Source organism: Candidatus Kuenenia stuttgartiensis (assembly GCF_900232105.1).
In the GTDB taxonomy this organism is placed as follows: Bacteria; Planctomycetota; Brocadiia; order Brocadiales; family Brocadiaceae; genus Kuenenia; species Kuenenia stuttgartiensis_A.
On the sequence record NZ_LT934425.1, the window covers coordinates 3,891,595 to 3,906,531 of the forward strand.

General features: G+C 45.2%; 15 protein-coding genes and 1 pseudogene. 6 read left to right on the plus strand and 10 right to left on the minus strand.

Features of this window, described 5'->3' with window-relative positions; all coding sequences use genetic code 11:
* The first annotated feature begins 17 nt into the window (after positions 1 to 17).
* The 5 genes from KSMBR1_RS18120 to hzsA all read left to right on the plus strand — a co-directional run bounded on the left by KSMBR1_RS18120 (position 18) and on the right by hzsA (position 7,010).
* Positions 18 to 1,409 carry a sigma-54-dependent transcriptional regulator gene (locus KSMBR1_RS18120; protein WP_164995043.1) on the plus strand — a complete coding sequence of 464 codons (1,392 nt, stop codon included), beginning with the start codon at positions 18 to 20 and terminating at the stop codon, positions 1,407 to 1,409.
* A gap of 257 nt (positions 1,410 to 1,666) precedes the next feature.
* Positions 1,667 to 2,212 carry a hypothetical protein gene (locus KSMBR1_RS18125; RefSeq protein ID WP_099326590.1) on the plus strand — a complete coding sequence of 182 codons (546 nt, stop codon included), beginning with the start codon at positions 1,667 to 1,669 and terminating at the stop codon, positions 2,210 to 2,212.
* A gap of 48 nt (positions 2,213 to 2,260) precedes the next feature.
* Positions 2,261 to 3,403 (plus strand): hydrazine synthase subunit beta, encoded by a 1,143-nt coding sequence (gene hzsB / locus KSMBR1_RS18130; RefSeq protein ID WP_099326591.1) that lies wholly within the window; start codon positions 2,261 to 2,263, stop codon positions 3,401 to 3,403.
* A 42-nt stretch (positions 3,404 to 3,445) separates the two neighbouring features.
* Entirely contained in the window at positions 3,446 to 4,507 is a 1,062-nt protein-coding gene (gene hzsC / locus KSMBR1_RS18135; RefSeq protein ID WP_478210066.1) for a hydrazine synthase subunit gamma, read from the plus strand.
* A 73-nt stretch (positions 4,508 to 4,580) separates the two neighbouring features.
* Positions 4,581 to 7,010 carry a hydrazine synthase subunit alpha gene (gene hzsA, locus KSMBR1_RS18140; protein ID WP_099325812.1) on the plus strand — a complete coding sequence of 810 codons (2,430 nt, stop codon included), beginning with the start codon at positions 4,581 to 4,583 and terminating at the stop codon, positions 7,008 to 7,010.
* A 438-nt stretch (positions 7,011 to 7,448) separates the two neighbouring features.
* Here the strand turns inward: hzsA and KSMBR1_RS18145 are convergent, their stop codons facing one another.
* The 10 genes and pseudogenes from KSMBR1_RS18145 to KSMBR1_RS21295 form a co-directional block, all read right to left on the minus strand.
* Positions 7,449 to 8,819: an IS66-like element ISCku7 family transposase gene (locus KSMBR1_RS18145; protein WP_099324132.1), complete on the minus strand. Its 1,371-nt coding sequence runs from the start codon at positions 8,817 to 8,819 to the stop codon at positions 7,449 to 7,451.
* Entirely contained in the window at positions 8,806 to 9,687 is an 882-nt protein-coding gene (locus KSMBR1_RS18150) for a Druantia anti-phage system protein DruA (RefSeq protein WP_099325006.1), read from the minus strand. Before KSMBR1_RS18150 ends, KSMBR1_RS18145 begins: the two co-directional genes overlap by 14 nt.
* A 244-nt stretch (positions 9,688 to 9,931) precedes the next feature.
* Positions 9,932 to 10,430 (minus strand): annotated as a pseudogene (locus KSMBR1_RS18155) (hypothetical protein); the annotation flags it as partial.
* Positions 10,431 to 10,567: 137 nt separating this feature from the next.
* Complete coding sequence (locus tag KSMBR1_RS23690) at positions 10,568 to 10,846, minus strand: group II intron maturase-specific domain-containing protein (protein ID WP_099326592.1); 279 nt, start codon at positions 10,844 to 10,846, stop codon at positions 10,568 to 10,570.
* A gap of 23 nt (positions 10,847 to 10,869) precedes the next feature.
* A complete protein-coding gene (locus KSMBR1_RS23695) occupies positions 10,870 to 11,172 on the minus strand; it encodes a CHC2 zinc finger domain-containing protein (protein ID WP_099323524.1) in 303 nt (100 codons plus the stop codon).
* A gap of 11 nt (positions 11,173 to 11,183) precedes the next feature.
* Positions 11,184 to 11,975 carry an ExeA family protein gene (locus tag KSMBR1_RS18170; protein WP_099323525.1) on the minus strand — a complete coding sequence of 264 codons (792 nt, stop codon included), beginning with the start codon at positions 11,973 to 11,975 and terminating at the stop codon, positions 11,184 to 11,186.
* 2 nt (positions 11,976 to 11,977) lie between these two features.
* Positions 11,978 to 12,562, minus strand: coding sequence for a Mu transposase C-terminal domain-containing protein (locus tag KSMBR1_RS18175; RefSeq protein WP_099323532.1), 585 nt, complete (start codon positions 12,560 to 12,562; stop codon positions 11,978 to 11,980).
* Positions 12,563 to 12,727: 165 nt separating this feature from the next.
* Complete coding sequence (locus KSMBR1_RS18180) at positions 12,728 to 13,033, minus strand: DDE-type integrase/transposase/recombinase (protein WP_230408017.1); 306 nt, start codon at positions 13,031 to 13,033, stop codon at positions 12,728 to 12,730.
* A gap of 52 nt (positions 13,034 to 13,085) precedes the next feature.
* Positions 13,086 to 13,538 carry a helix-turn-helix domain-containing protein gene (locus KSMBR1_RS23700; protein ID WP_164994994.1) on the minus strand — a complete coding sequence of 151 codons (453 nt, stop codon included), beginning with the start codon at positions 13,536 to 13,538 and terminating at the stop codon, positions 13,086 to 13,088.
* Between the two features lie 38 nt (positions 13,539 to 13,576).
* Positions 13,577 to 13,849, minus strand: coding sequence for a hypothetical protein (locus tag KSMBR1_RS21295; RefSeq protein WP_131493604.1), 273 nt, complete (start codon positions 13,847 to 13,849; stop codon positions 13,577 to 13,579).
* 105 nt (positions 13,850 to 13,954) lie between these two features.
* Here KSMBR1_RS21295 and KSMBR1_RS18195 point away from each other — a divergent pair, with 105 nt between their 5' ends.
* Positions 13,955 to 14,365, plus strand: coding sequence for a hypothetical protein (locus tag KSMBR1_RS18195; RefSeq protein ID WP_099323529.1), 411 nt, complete (start codon positions 13,955 to 13,957; stop codon positions 14,363 to 14,365).
* The last annotated feature ends 572 nt before the right edge of the window (positions 14,366 to 14,937 follow it).

Below are 14,937 nucleotides of genomic sequence, written 5' to 3' on the forward strand. Positions count from 1 at the left end.
TATTTCAAGGTGGAATAATGACTTACAGGGTATTAATAGCTGATGATGAAGAACGCATGCGACGCGTGCTAACGATGATATTCGAGGAGATGAAAGATGTTAAAGTTGTTGCGGGAAACAGCTTTGAGGATGTCCTCCGCTATTTAGATAAAGAGAGGTTTCACCTTTTAATTACAGACCTAAAGGTTCCTGGCAGTAATAGTATCGATTTTATCAGGGCGGTGAAAAATAAGGTAGCGGATATCCCAATCATCGTGTTGACCGCTTATGGTTCTGTTGGTTTTGCCATTGACATTATGAAGGAAGGCGTCTTTGATTATCTGGTTGCGCCTTTCGATAACGATATTTTAGAATTGGCGGTAAAAAGAGCTTTAAAAGTAAGCTCATTGACTATTGAAAATAAAAACCTACGCAAGGCGTTAGAGTTGCAATATAACTTTGGGAATATTATCGGCAACTCTCCAAGTGTTGTTGAAACATTGCGGCTGGTAGGCGAAGTTACAAGAACCGACTCCACCGTTCTGGTCACTGGTGAAAGTGGTACAGGTAAAGAGCTGGTGTCAAGAGCGATACATTACAACAGCGATAGAAAGTGTGGTCCCTTTGTGGCGCTTAATTGTGCTGCAATTCCTGAGAATTTACTAGAAAGTGAATTGTTTGGCTACGAAAAAGGGGCATTTACAGGAGCTGAAAAGACTAAGAAGGGACGATTTGAGTTAGCCGCTGGCGGGACTTTTTTTTTGGATGAAATTTCCGAGATGTCTGCGGCAGTACAGGCAAAAGTTCTTAGAATAATTGAATCGAAAGAGCTGGAACGGCTTGGTGGTACGGATACGATAAAGGTTGATGTCCGGATTATATGTGCAACAAATAGAGACCTTGTACAGATGGTAAAAGAGGGAAAGTTTCGGGATGATCTCTATTACCGCATCAGCGTCTTTCCAATAATGCTGCCCGCTTTAAGGGAGAGAAGTGGGGATATTATCCCGCTGAGCAAACATTTTGTTAATCATTTTTCAGCAAAAATGGGCAAGACTCCGATTGTATTAAGTTCTGAAGTTGAAAAGATATTAATAAAGCACAAATGGGAAGGTAACATAAGAGAATTGCAAAACATTATTGAACGCGCAGTAATTTTGTGTAAAAACGGCGTTATAAGAACAGAGCATCTTCCTACTTCTATTGTGCATGGTTACACCCCTCCGGAATTAAATGAAAACATTTCACAAAATAATTCCGTTAATTTTGACATACCACCTAATGGCCTGTCGCTTGACGATCTGGAAAAACAATTAGTTGCGAAAGCATTAGAAAGAAGCAAAAACAACATCACAAAAGCCGCAAAACTTTTGGGATTAACACGAGGGACATTCCGCTATCGGTTGCAGAAATATGGAATATCAAATTAGCAAGACATTGCGCATTTAACATCAAAGTATGTCAAATTTGCAATAATAAGCTATGTAAAATGGCTGATAACTGCCGTTAAAAATGACTTGTGTTAAGAGCATCAAAGTGTCTGTGTGTACAAGTAATTGTTTCTTCATATATTATGGACAATGTACAAATTGTTCAGTTGTTGGTATGAATTGTGCTTAGTTCTTTTGTCGTGCAAATTTTAAATCAGTAGTTTTTTATAAAATTAAGGAGAGGGGGTGAAAGTGAAATGAAGAAAGGTATTATAGTTTTGCTGGGTATTTTTAGTATGTTATTTGCCGTAGTACATTCTAGTTATGCTTTGTGGGACAAGCCTTGTGGTAAGAGGCAGATTATGGAGGTTTACTACTGTAAGGATTGCAAAGAGGTCCGAGAGTTTGATGAATGTTCTGAGATTGGTTACATATGGGATTTCAAGGCACACAAAGACGCTGGTGATAAAAAACATACTAGTCTTCCTTCAGCATGGGGATGTCAGAAAATTGCTTATAGCTGTATAAACACTGCCTGTGAAGCATATGGCAAATGCATACCGCATCCTGGCATTTGCGAAATATGTATGGATGATATTACCAGCACTAAGGTATGGTCAAGAGTAACATTTAAATGCCCTAAATGTGGTACAGAATATGAAGAACCCGGCAAAAATTTTAAGGTGAAGGAAGGCTTACACCCTGCACAGTTGCAAACAGGTGGAGAATGTGAAGCTTGTGGCGGCGTTGAACTTGAAATCGTATGCGAGAAGTCCGGTACATGCCCACATGTTGAAAGATAATTCAGTAATAGATTTTATGATCATTTTTATGTGGTGATTAGGAGGAAAATGAATAAGATGATACGAAAGGGAATGATAGGAGCGGTGATGCTTGGAGCTGCGGTAGCGATAAGTGGCGGAGTAGCGACTGCGGGGTATATACAGGGTACGCATGTAAAGACGGATTTACCCGGGCCGTTTCACATAACGATGTCGCCGGATGGTAGTACGTTATTTATATCGAATCAATCTGGGCACAGTGTAACGTTTGTGGATGCAAGGACGCAGAAGGTAACGGGTGAGGTCGCTGTGAGGGTACAGCCTGAGGCTTCAGCGGTTACGCCTGACGGGGCATTTTTGTATGTATGTAATGCAGAGAGCGACAGTGTATCGGTAGTGGACATACAGAGGAAGCAGGAGATCAAGGAGATAAAGGTAGGTGACTGGCCGAGCGGGATCAAGATTTCGCCTGATGGCAAGACTGCCTATGTTGCATGTTCCGGTTGCATGTGGAACGCGATTGATGTAATTGATACGGGGAGGATGGAGAAGGTAAGGTCGATATATACTTCAGATTACGGTCCCAGGATGGTGGAGATATCTCCTGATGGGAAGACCCTTGTTGCGATACTTGACACGGTAGGATCGATCAACCGGAGCGTTGATTTTATTGACATTGCCAGTGGCAGGGTAGTAGAGAACAGGGTAATCCATGAGAGTTCCAACCTGAGGGATGTTGTATATACGCCGGATGGTAAATACATAGCTGTAACCCACCAGACGCCGAAGAACTGGTTGCCGGTATGTGAAGCGGAGAATGGTCAGGTATTTACGAACAACGTAACAATCATAGAGACCAAGGCCGGTGGTAAGGTAGCGAGATTACCGTTGGACGATCTCAACAATTACGATGGCAATCCGTATGGTATGGCGATGGACCCTAAGGGCAAGTATTTGTACATTGGGGTAAGAGGGATGCATCGTGTAACGATACTGGATATGGATAAGGTATTGGGTCTGGTGAGGAGCAGCACGCAGGAGGAGCTTGATTATCTGAGGGACGACCTTGGGTTGGTAAGAGATTATCTTGTTGCCAGGGTTCCTACGGGTCTGGGGCCAAGTTCGGTATGTTTATCACCTGACGGCAAATTTTGTTATGCGGCCAACTATTTTTCCAACAATGTAACCGTGATAAGGACTGCGGTTGATTAAGGATTGTATGGAGTGTGAGAGTTATTTATTTTTGGAAAACAAATGGCAAGAGAAATGAGATTAGGAGGAAAAGAAAGAATGAAGACAGGAGTAGTGAAAATAGGATTAGTTGCGGCCCTGGGGGTAGTGGGGCTGATATCGGCGGGCGGCGTATATGCCGGTCAGCCGCGGGTAATTTCCACGATCCAGACGGGAGCTACGTGGGAACCGCTGGGAAGGGAAGAACCTTTGACGGTGCCGGAAGTGCATTTCCGTGTAAAGCATTCACCTTTTAAGAGTGAGCTGGTAAGATACGGGCAGTTCCAGTTTAACGATGCAGCGTGGAGTTTGCAGGGATCATACTCATGCGCCAGTTGTCATTATGAGAGAGGCCAGACAACCGGTTTGATTTGGGATTTGGGAGATGAAGGATGGGGTAGCTGGAAGAACACGAAGTATATTCGTGGCGGCCGATATCTTCCTCCGTTCAGGCATGAGGGGTTCACTGGTCATCCTGATGAAATAGTAGGGGCAACCAGTTCACTTGACAGGGTATGTGGAAGGGATCCTGGATTTGTGTTCAGGAGTGAGAATTTTTCTCCGATGAGATTAGAGGCGCTCATTTGTTACATCAGGGCGTTGGAATTTACCGGGAGTCCATTCAGGAATGCGGATGGAAGTTTAACCGAAGCCCAGAAGAGGGGTCAGAAGATATTTGAGGATCCGAAGGTAGGATGTCTTGAGTGTCATCCTGGCGATCCGATGGATCCGAGGGCATTGTTCAGTGATGCACAGACGCATGATGTAGGAACCGGCAGGGTAGGTGTAAATGGTTTCAGGTCAACACCTGGGAAGGTATTTAACATATCGGCGTTAGAGGCAGGTGAGGATCCATATGGTGTTGAGAGCAACACACCAATCATTGGATTGGATCTTGTGAAGGAATTTGATACGCCGACATTGAGAGACATCTATGCATCAGGCACCTATTTCCATGATGGTGGTGCAAGGACATTGATGGACACCATAAACAACACGGTAAATGATAAGGACATGCATGGAAGGACGTCTCATTTAAAGCAGCAGGAGCTCCAGGATTTGGTGGAGTACCTGAAGGCGTTATAAGAGAGAAGTGTATGAATGTGTAGTATAAGCGATAAAAATTTAAGGACAATAAGTGAAAGGAGAAGGCCAATAGATGGGTAAGAGGAAATTAGGAGTGATAGCATCGGCGTTTGTAGCGGGTGCGTTGGTCTGTGGGAGTACCCTTGTGAATGCTGAGCCTGTAATGACAGGCGGCCCGGTGCAGGGGAAGGCCTTATGGACTGATTATAGTGGGATGTCAAAAGAGGTGCAGGGTCCTGTGAGTCAGATATTGTTTACGCAGTCGCCGAGGACAGCCAAAGGGGATCCGTACCAGAACTATCCGCACTATATACCGGAAGGAAGCCGGATAGTGTTATTTGATTTAAACACAAAGGAATTGAAGGTATTGACCAATGATTTTGCAACAGCCTTTGATCCATGCACCTATTGGGACGGCAAGAAATTTGCGTTTGCCGGGGTACACAAGAAAGGCGGCGGGTGCCAGATATGGGAAATGAACATAGATGGCAGTGGTTTAAGGCAGATGACTGATCTTAAGGGAACCTGCCGTTCACCGATTTATTATGCAGCGGGAAGTATTGAAGAAGGCGAAGGCCGTATCATATGGCGTGACCGGTATTTTGAAGGGGACTGGAAAGAGCATGGCATGGTAGAGAAGACGGGCATGATAATATTTTCAGGTTCACCGGAAGGCGTAATGGATGAGTTCCACAATCCATATGCGTATAATCTTTACCGTTTGGATACGCAGGGCGGTAAGATCATACAGAGAATCACCGGACACGTGCTATCTGGCATAGAGTTTCCGCACCTCAATACCACGATAGACCAGATCACCTACAATTTAAGTTCCAACTTTGATCCATGGTTAACTCCTGACGGAAACATCCTTTTCTCAAGCGTGCAGGCAAATGGCAGCAGGGCTGGCGGAGAAGGCAGGGTGATGATTTGTGTGGACAACTGGGATGGTGCGTATCCAAGGCCTATCTATGGAAACTGTGATGGGGAAATCGGTGGCACCAGCGGAAGGTCTCAGGCGAAGATCACCTTTGGAGACAGGAAGATTGTCTATGTTGAGTCTCCGTACATGAATTGGGGCGTAGGTCAGTTGGCAGCGGTGAGCTGGGATGCTCCGTTCAACAAGACGTATGAGAAGTTGACAGGAAAAGATGGTGGATTGTACAGGAGTCCATATCCGCTTCCGGACGACAGGATGTTGGTATCCTATGCAGAAAGAGGGGATTTTGGCATATACTGGTTTAATTTTAGCAAATGTGCTGCAGGGGACAAGGTATATGATGATCCTAACTGGAATGATCACCAGCCTGCGCCGGTTTATGTGAAGTACAAGCCAAGGTGGATTAACACCTTTACCGCCGGTAAGAACTTTGGTGTAACGGTCGTAACGTATCAGCCGTTTGATCAGGTGAAGGTGGAAGGATATCCGCATTCATGGGGAACATGGATATGCTTTGATACGACATTGTCAGATCAGCCTGTAGGTCCTTATCCGCATCAGAAGGCAAAAAACGTAAGCCATGGAGATATCAAGGCAGTAAGAATCATCCAGGGATATCAGTGTGTAGAACCGGATTCAACCCGTTTCAGGGTAGGGGCTGGAGCACATCTTCTTGGTGGAGAGAGATCAAGCAGCAATTCAGGTACAGCATTTCAGCAGAGGGGTATCATCGGGTATCAATATGTAGAGAGCGATGGTTCAACAGTTACATCCCAGCTTTCAGATGTTCCTTATTACATGCAGATATTGGATGATAAGGGTATGTCCGTACAGACTGCTTTAACCTGGGCATATTTAAGGCCATATCATGGCAGGATTTGTAGTGGATGTCACTATGGATCATATCGTGGAAGGGCGTTCAAGAACATCCATGCAAAGGCGTTGTACAACTGGTGGTATGATGACAGAAGCCACTATGATTCACCATTTGCGTTCAGGTATTTGAAGTTTGACAACGATGGGAATTACAAGGGCGTAAAACATGGAGAGGATGTAGTAGTACCATCTGACATTTACTATGGTGGTCCATCCGGAACGACATCACAGCCGGTGGAAGGATTGACGCTGGATAAGCAGAGGACGGTGGATTTCCGCAGGGACATTCAGCCGATACTTGATGCGAAGTGTGCGATGTGTCATGATTCGAACAATCCTCCGAACCTTGGTGGCGGATTGGAATTGGTAAGTGTAGATGGTATAGCAGCATACAGTCGTGCATACAACAGCTTGCTTGAGCCGCAGAGGGGGAAAGACCCGAACATTGGCGGAAAATATGTTAATCCGTCAGCAGCGATCAACAGTTTGTTGGTATGGAGGTTGTATGAAGCTGAGTTAAGCGCGAATGCTCCCAGGGAGAAGATATTCCCGATAGAGGGTCGTTTATTGCACAATAAATTCCTTACTCAGGATGAGAGATATGCGATAGTAGAGTGGATAGACCTGGGTGCGCAGTGGGATAACATTCCGGGACCAGATTTTTATCCTGGATATCTTGTAAAATAAGAGAGGTTATTAACAGCATTTTATATAGTTGTGGTAAGTAGTAAGAGGTAAAACAAGCGAAGAGCCGGGGAAAAGTGGCAAAACCACGTCCCGGCTCTTTGTGCTTCCAGAGAGATTTGCATGTTTACCGAATAAGCATGAAGCACAAATTCTCCAATTTTTAATGCATCTTTGCGGACAAGTGTTGTTTGTAACATATTTAGTTGCAATTGGATATTACAGCCGCCACATGTAGTGGCAAGGCGTGTATTGCTACTACATTAAATATTTGGGATTTTCAATATTTCTAGACCTAAAACAAGCGTGATTTAACAATCTACACACAATGGGATAATATTTTGGACTATTATGCGTCTCTAAATGTATTTTTTGTTTGTTTCGTCGCGAAAAAACCTTACTAAAAAGAAAAATATTGTAACACTTTAGTTCTTTGAAAAATTAACAAGCGATATTATAAGTTAAGCCGGAAGTGGTTTTTGTTAAAAGAGCTTTTTTGGCGTATGCCAGAAGGTTTTCCACGGGGTTGTCTCCTTGCAATTCTGCAGAGCGAAGCAACGTCATAAGGATAGCCTGGGTATTGGCGCCCTGAACAGAACGATTCTGTTGTGATACCTTTCGGGTCAATACTGGCTTTCGCATCTGTTGCTCGGCATGATTATTATAGGGACTCACACCTTCATGTTCCAGGAACGTAAAGAGTTCCTGTTTATGGCGCTTCAGGCGTTTGGTCAATCTTTGTACGTCTTTATCCTGACAAGGCGTTGCCAAAAACTGTTCAAGCCTGCGATACAATCTTTTTTTTAGCCGAAGAAAGCATACCAGGCTTATCTGGTTCTTTTTCTCTGATAACCGGATGGCATCCTTGAGCAACCGGGAGAGTTTTTTCCGGAAAGCTTTCCATGCGGCAGAATGGTTGTGGGCATCTACTTTCACGAGTTCCGTGAACAGATGATAGAAACACCGCTGCTTTGCCAGTGCGCTTATCTTGTTGTAAGCGCCCAGAAAGTCACAGATCAGGATACCACCAAATAGAATGCCCAAGAGTTTTTTTATGACAGGAGACCCCCGACTTGGTGTTATGAGATAGTAGCAGAGTTTTTGTGTTGTAAAACACCATAGCCAATGGGTTTTTCCATTCAACCTCCATCCGGTTTCATCTGCATGTAAGACAGCGCTTGCGGAGACTTTTTGGCCAATCTCGTTATACTGTGGCTCCAGGAGTGTTGCAAGGGATTTCCATGCCTGGGTTAGACCGCCGGCGCTTATTTGAAGGTTGAAAAATACGGAAAGCATCTTTACGATGTTGTTTACACTGATACCGATTAAGTAGTGAAGCCATGCGGTAAAGACAACAAGGCGCAATCCTAGTCGGGCGCCATGCAACGCATCTGTGACCTTGGGTTGAACTATCTTTTTGCAACAAGCACACCAGTAACCATGAACTGTATGTTCCGTCACAACAGGGTCAAGGCGTGGAATATCTTCGATGTATCGCTTATAAGTTCTTACCGGTTTTTGTAATGGCTGGTGGCAATCAGGGCAACTCTCCATGGAATGCGTTTGATAGGCAGTTACTGTTTCAGGTCGTTTCCGGCAAACTCCCTTATGTCCCTTTTTCCTGCCACAAGGCCGTTTTCTCTTTTTCTTTGTGGGCTTTAGATAGGGCGGTATCGAACCGGAAGGGGTAGTCGGACCCGGTTTATCGCAAAGCCGGTCATATTTTTCTGCTTTCTCCGCCAGTATCAGGATGGCTTGAATCGCATCCTCTCTGTCCATCTCCAAAATAGCTATGGCTTCATCCCTGGTCACAGTCAAGAAACCTCCGAAAGTTTTTTTGAAGAGGGTAGAGGTAGAGATCCTTAGGTTGGCCATGATACAGATAGCGATTGCCCCGTTTTGCGCTCCCTTTGGTTTTGCCAGCACGAATCCAATTGGCCGCCTGATAGCAGGTACCCTTAAACCGCGCGGTATCAACAAAGGTTTCGGCTAAATAAACGGGATGGCCGTAAACGGTATTCCAGTCATCTGACAGACGTCTGAGGGCAAGTGACAATACCTTGGATGCAAGGTGTTTGATCTTAACCCATGGTAGAATGAGAAATCGTACGTTATTTGCAATCAAATGTAAGTGTGTACGTTTAGTCGTCTCATCCCATTCAATGAAACGATCACGGTCTTTGACTTTCCATGCGGCGCTTGCCCACCCCAGGCAGGCAACAACCTGATTGCCTATACGTACGATGTGTCTGAGGTGTTCGCCAACAAGCCGGGGATTGCCGAGGTAGTGATAGTGTTGGAAGAGATACTCCCAGAGATATCTTTCCTGAGGGTCTTTTACCACATGGATTGTCAGGTTTTCATACTCTGTGATTTTACCTTCTAGTGGTCTCCTGACGAAAAGGGGTGTCTGGACAAAGACCTTGGGTTTCAGATTGTTTTTGGCCCGTATACGTGGAGGAAGCGTTATCAATCCCTGTTCTTCTAATCTCAAAAGGAGGTCTCGTGCTGCGTATTCTTTATGTTTGCCATTGGGCTGCACCCAGTTCCAATGCTTGCATAGTTCGCAGGAAATATAAGTCCGACCTCTGAGAAAATGCTGCTCGATGAGCGCCTTTATAAAGGCGATATCGTCCGCATGCAGTTTTCGTGAACGGTATTGGAATATGATAGGCTTCATAAACTGTTTCCCTTTATTGAAGCCTTTTATACCACAAAGGAAAAACAGACGCCAGCTTTTTTTACCTTTTTTCGCTATTAATTTTTCAAAGAACTAAAGTGTTACAAAATATTACTATTGATCGAGAAAACTACCATACTTTTGCAAGGTGATTACGTACCGCGCCCGCTCTTCTTCTGTTTTCTATTTCTTTTTTACTGTTAAACTACTATTCCATGCACAGTTTTAATCTTAGGATTCGTTCCTACGTTGCAAAAAAATCCTTTAACCAGTCATTATATCCGAGTATTCGATATACAATCTTACGCTCTGTCTTCACTATTTGGCAGGGAATCATTATCAGGGTATTGAGAAACCGCCGAAATTCCATCTTTAACACCTGCCATCCCCTTTCTAAATTTGGCATCAATAATCCAAACCATGCCTTGAAATTCCAGGCCTCGGTACGTTTCCCGGACGATTCTCAATATACAACACTTCCTTCGTGTTTGCCAATGACACAATAAATGGCGTATATCCCCATATCCCCTTGTGCGATATATTCATCCCCTCTTTACATTCTCCGTATGTCCCCACTATCGTTCCATCCACATCTATCAACGCTTCTTCCAATGCCTCTTTCCACCCTTCCTACCACACACGCTCTCATACCCTGTTGATAATCTCCATCAGCTCTCAATATCATTACGGTCAAACCGCCTTGTAAAATCTCTCGCCGTTGTAGGATCAGGTAGCTGGTAGGCTGGAGGCCATTAGCCTCCAACCCCCACTCGTCGCCAGATACTTTGGACAACGTGACAAAGCATCCTTTTTAAACCATACGTCTTTCTCGTAGTCAGCGACCCCGACGTGTTGCTCTATAACAGAGAAAAGTCAAACATCATGCTTTAGCACACGCCTTAAGAAATTCTCTTTCGAATGAGAGTAACCCCATTTTAAAGAATCGGTGAACAGGGAAACGCTTGTTGTCTGTTCTCCATTTTCTTGAGAACTTGAAACATCTCAGTCTCATGCGTACCCAACAGTCTAATGAGCGATATACCTTTTGTACATTGCCCAGCCGAAAATAGTTGACATGCCCACGAATTACAGGGTTTAATGTATCAACAATGGCTTGCAGATTGACGCCCTGTGTACGTCTGGTTGCTAAGCCCCACAATAAATGAACCTGGAATTCTCAGATTAAGTGGAATTAATATATTGAGGTAAAACGGATTTTAGCAGATAGACAGCATCTGGGAAAGAGGAGTTGGAATCTACCATGACGATGTCGATGGTATTAAAGTTTTTTTTACAACGGAAACACCTGGCGAGGTTCGTATTTGGGTTGGTGGCGGAATTAAATTCAGAACAGAGAGGGCAGAGGAAGCGGAAATAGCCTTCGGAGTATTTATGAGGTATGGAGAGGACATCAGCGATGAGTCGATCGATGGGGATATCGTTTCGTAATGAGCGCAAGAGTTGAGGGGAAAAGAGACGGGCCATGGTAGACCTCCTTAAAAAGATTGAATTTCAGCAAGAGCCTGATGGAAGATATCCTGGGTAATTTTCTGTGATTGTCTGATGGAAGCGTTAATCAGGCAGGCGGTGGAAATGGCGTTGATTTGCCTTGGGATGCCGGCGGAGAACTCATGGATCAGGTCTTTGACGTCTGAGTCAAAGATTTTATCGGATGCGCCGGAAGATTTCAGATGGAAGTCTATGTATGCAGCGGTTTGAGTTTTAGTAAGGGGATGAATGTGGTAATGTACCGAGATGCGTTGTGCGAAGTCGGCATGGATGTCTCTTTTGAGGATATATTTGAGGTGTTCCTGTCCCGAGAGGATGATTTTGAGATGAGTGGAAGAATCAAGCGGAGAGCTGACAAGGAGTCTGAGGTCTGTGATGGCGTCGGTTTTCAGGAGATGAGCCTCGTCGATAACGATAATGGGAGTGAGATTTGAGCGCAAGGATTTATCCATAATTTGGAGGAAGAGCCGGTCTTTGGTGTGTTTTGGTATTTCACCGAGCTGGGAGACGATTAAGGAGAGAAGGCTGGATGATTTTAGGTGGGTAAAATGGAGGTAGATGGGGAGAAACAGGTTTTGGGGGATTTGTGAGAGGAAGAGTTTGAGGAGTGTGGATTTTCCGACTCCCGTCTGTCCGTAGAGGACGGCGATAGAGCCTGAGTGTAAGAGGTATTGGAGTCGTGCAAGCCCCTGGGTAAAGCGTTCGTCTTTCATGATAAGGCTGGTGTTGATTCTTTCAGAGAACGGCTGAGTAGTCATGGAAAAATGAGAAGTAAACATGGTTAAGAGACCTCCTTTTTCGAGTAAGCGATTTGTAATTCACGAATGATATAGGGTAAGGTTTTCACGGAGGCATTTTGGAATGCCTCCGTGAGCAATGATTCGTTGAGAGCGGGGATACGGTTGTAGCATTTTTTAAGCGATTCGAGTTCATGAGAGCTGAAGGCGGAGAGAGAGCCTTTGTGTCCCATGAGGAGTGCGAGTTTCTGGACGAATGCCATGAATGGCCAGGGTCGTTCGGAGATGATTTGGTGGTAATCAATGCCTTTGGCCTGAGCCTGGAGAATGGATTTGTGTTTCTGAGTGATAAGGTCGAGGTAATTATGTTTTGGTTTTGAAGGTGAGGCGGCTGGAGTTTCAGCGCCCTGGTCGCGCAGGTAGAGATTTCCCGAGCCGAGGTATTCACCGTTTGCGGAATAGATCAAGACCTTTTTGAGATCGCCGTATGGGTCGTAACGGACTTCTACTTTATCGCCTCTGAGTTTGGGGTCAACACGGTAAAAGCGGTTATCAATGCGGACATCGGCAAAGGTTCTGTCAACGGTTCTGGGGATGCGTTTCATGAAGAAGGCAAGAGCGGCGTCCATATCGACGTGTCGGATGACGGTAAGCCCCTCGTCGTAGCGTTGTTTTGGAGATTGATTGGTTTCGGAGTGGATTCTTGCGTGATAGACAACGGCAAGGTAAGCGGAGAAGGCCTGGTTAATGGCATCAAGGGTGATAATGTCGCCGGAGCGGACTTCCGACTCGAACTATGTCTGGCTGGTGCCGAAGAAACGTTCGACCAGTCCGCCGGGAGCAGGGTCGCGTGGTGGTCTGTGGATGAGTTTAATGCCGAGGTTGTAACAGGCAGAGCGCAGGGCGTCAGAGTGGTAGACCTTGGCATTGTCGAGGTAGAGTTCTTTGGGCGAGCCGTGGATAGTCCAGGCCCTGATGAGAGAATCGATAAGGATATCGAGGGTTTGTTTGAGATAATACCGTCCTTCGACCACATAACGGCTGTAGCAGTCGATAAAGAGACAGAGGTTTGTGGGAAGCGCCTCGCCGTCAACGAGCACGAAAGGGCCTTCCTGGAAGTCGCCAATCCAGAGGTCGTGGGTATGCTCACGGCTAAGAGCGTATACGCACCTTTTGCTGTGAGACGCCGAGTTTGAGCCGGGTCGCCCCTGCGAGTCTGAGATGGCGGTAGAGGGTGGATTTGGGGATCGTTTTCCCATAGTATTTCTCAAGAAAGCGGTTGAGGCAATCGTCGCTGCGGCGTGGTTGTTCTTTTTTGAGTTCAACGGCTTTGTCGATAATTTCAGGAGAAAACCTTCTGGATGCGCCACGGTCGCTCCTCGCCTTTCTTGCAAGAGATTGAAATCCATCTTTGCGGTAGCGGTTGAGTTTTCTCCTGAGGGTAGAGATAGTGGGTCTTTTCCGCTTTCCGTTGGGGAATACGACCTCCTGAAGGCAGAGTTTTTTCAGAAAAAGGTTGGTCTGCTCCTTCTCAATCTCACCGAAGATGACAGGATGCAGAAGATTGCACCAGAATAAAGCCCATTTTTCGTCTTTCGATTTCATAATTCACCTCCTTTTTTAAGTGTGGAGGTGATTGTAACTCAAGACCAGCCGCTTTTTGTTGCCAGTTCGGGGAAAAATGAATGCCCAAAAATTCGGTGATATTCCGGCTCGGCGCTGAACAATTGAATCGATTGATCGAGGGAGGTTTTTCGTTGTTTGCTTTTATACTTTCCGTGGTAAATGGGAAACATTTGGCGAAAAACCGGAGAGTTGGGGTCGGCCTGCCTGATGAGGTCAAAGGCGTTGCGGAGTGTGTATTTCAGTGAGCCAAAGAAACGCAGCCACCTCCAAACGGTTGACCAGGCAAGCATGCGGTTGTCTATTTCCTGTGTTCGGGTAGTATATCCGATGGCAGAGGAGACACTCCGGTAGGTTTCTGTATCATCTTTGACATAAGCCTGACTGAAGGAGAGACAGTGATCCTTTACGTACCGCTTGTAAGGGAGCGCATACTCAGGATAGGAAGTAAACGTCTTCTTGCACAAGGAACATTTCCAACGTCCCAGGAAAGATTCTATCGTATGAACAAGGGAGTCGATAATAACGTGAAACAACCGATATCTGCATTCATGAAGGGTGAAATTGACATGGGTACTCTTGCACTTTGGACAAAAGCATGGCTTCTGTTTTGTCGCAATAAGCTTTTCATGCTTGTGGATTTTTTCTATAATATTCACGCACTGCCTCCTTTGTATAGGGGGGAAATGGGCAGGAGGATGAAGTTTCCCAACGTTCGGTCCTCCTGCCCTGAGTTTTTTATGTTCCGGAAAAATCTTACAAAACTTGTCCTCGTGAAAACGGGGAACTGGGAAGTAAACCGCCGTTAGGAAGTTTGGAAGTGGTTTTAACCCCTTCCAAACTATTTAATGAGGCTTTACTCCGCCTTACGGACGTAACTTCTTTCTAACGGGGTAAACGATGTATTTTTCTTAACGTGAACAAAAAATCAAGTGAAATACTTACGCAGGATAAAAAAAATGCGGGGTAGCTGGGTAAGATTTTTCAAATCATTTGCTGGGTATTAGACTCAAATATTCTGAGACTAATTGGGCATTTTTGGAGCATTTATTCTAAGACGTAGCAACTGGTATGGAACCGATGGTTTTCTGGGACAGAAGATAAGTCAGGGGCGGTGAGAAAGTCTTTCACAAAGCCTTGATCCCGATGGGTGAATGGTGCGGATGAGAACGATACCAAAACAATTGCGAAATACCACGGGCGTAGATAAACGTGAACGGTATAGTCATTTTCGTAAACAGCAGTAAGAGCGATTCCGTACTTGGAGGGGTATTCAAAACGTGAAAATGTAGATATTTTTGCGACCGGAGATATTTTGTCCTTGACAAAAGCCTTCTAATGAGTGAACCCACGAATGTAGTTTCCATCGCTATTACGTTCC

Excerpts from the sequence above, each read along its gene's own strand:
- KSMBR1_RS18120 (WP_164995043.1), top strand. The coding sequence starts at position 18 with ATGACTTACAGGGTATTAATAGCTGATGATGAAGAACGCATGCGACGC.
- KSMBR1_RS18125 (WP_099326590.1), top strand. The coding sequence starts at position 1,667 with ATGAAGAAAGGTATTATAGTTTTGCTGGGTATTTTTAGTATGTTATTT.
- hzsB (WP_099326591.1), top strand. The coding sequence starts at position 2,261 with ATGAATAAGATGATACGAAAGGGAATGATAGGAGCGGTGATGCTTGGA.
- hzsC (WP_478210066.1), top strand. The coding sequence starts at position 3,446 with ATGGCAAGAGAAATGAGATTAGGAGGAAAAGAAAGAATGAAGACAGGA.
- hzsA (WP_099325812.1), top strand. The coding sequence starts at position 4,581 with ATGGGTAAGAGGAAATTAGGAGTGATAGCATCGGCGTTTGTAGCGGGT.
- KSMBR1_RS18150 (WP_099325006.1), bottom strand. The coding sequence starts at position 9,687 with ATGAAGCCTATCATATTCCAATACCGTTCACGAAAACTGCATGCGGAC.
- KSMBR1_RS23695 (WP_099323524.1), bottom strand. The coding sequence starts at position 11,172 with ATGGCCCGTCTCTTTTCCCCTCAACTCTTGCGCTCATTACGAAACGAT.
- KSMBR1_RS18170 (WP_099323525.1), bottom strand. The coding sequence starts at position 11,975 with ATGTTTACTTCTCATTTTTCCATGACTACTCAGCCGTTCTCTGAAAGA.
- KSMBR1_RS18175 (WP_099323532.1), bottom strand. The coding sequence starts at position 12,562 with ATGGACGCCGCTCTTGCCTTCTTCATGAAACGCATCCCCAGAACCGTT.
- KSMBR1_RS23700 (WP_164994994.1), bottom strand. The coding sequence starts at position 13,538 with ATGAAATCGAAAGACGAAAAATGGGCTTTATTCTGGTGCAATCTTCTG.
- KSMBR1_RS21295 (WP_131493604.1), bottom strand. The coding sequence starts at position 13,849 with ATGCTTGCCTGGTCAACCGTTTGGAGGTGGCTGCGTTTCTTTGGCTCA.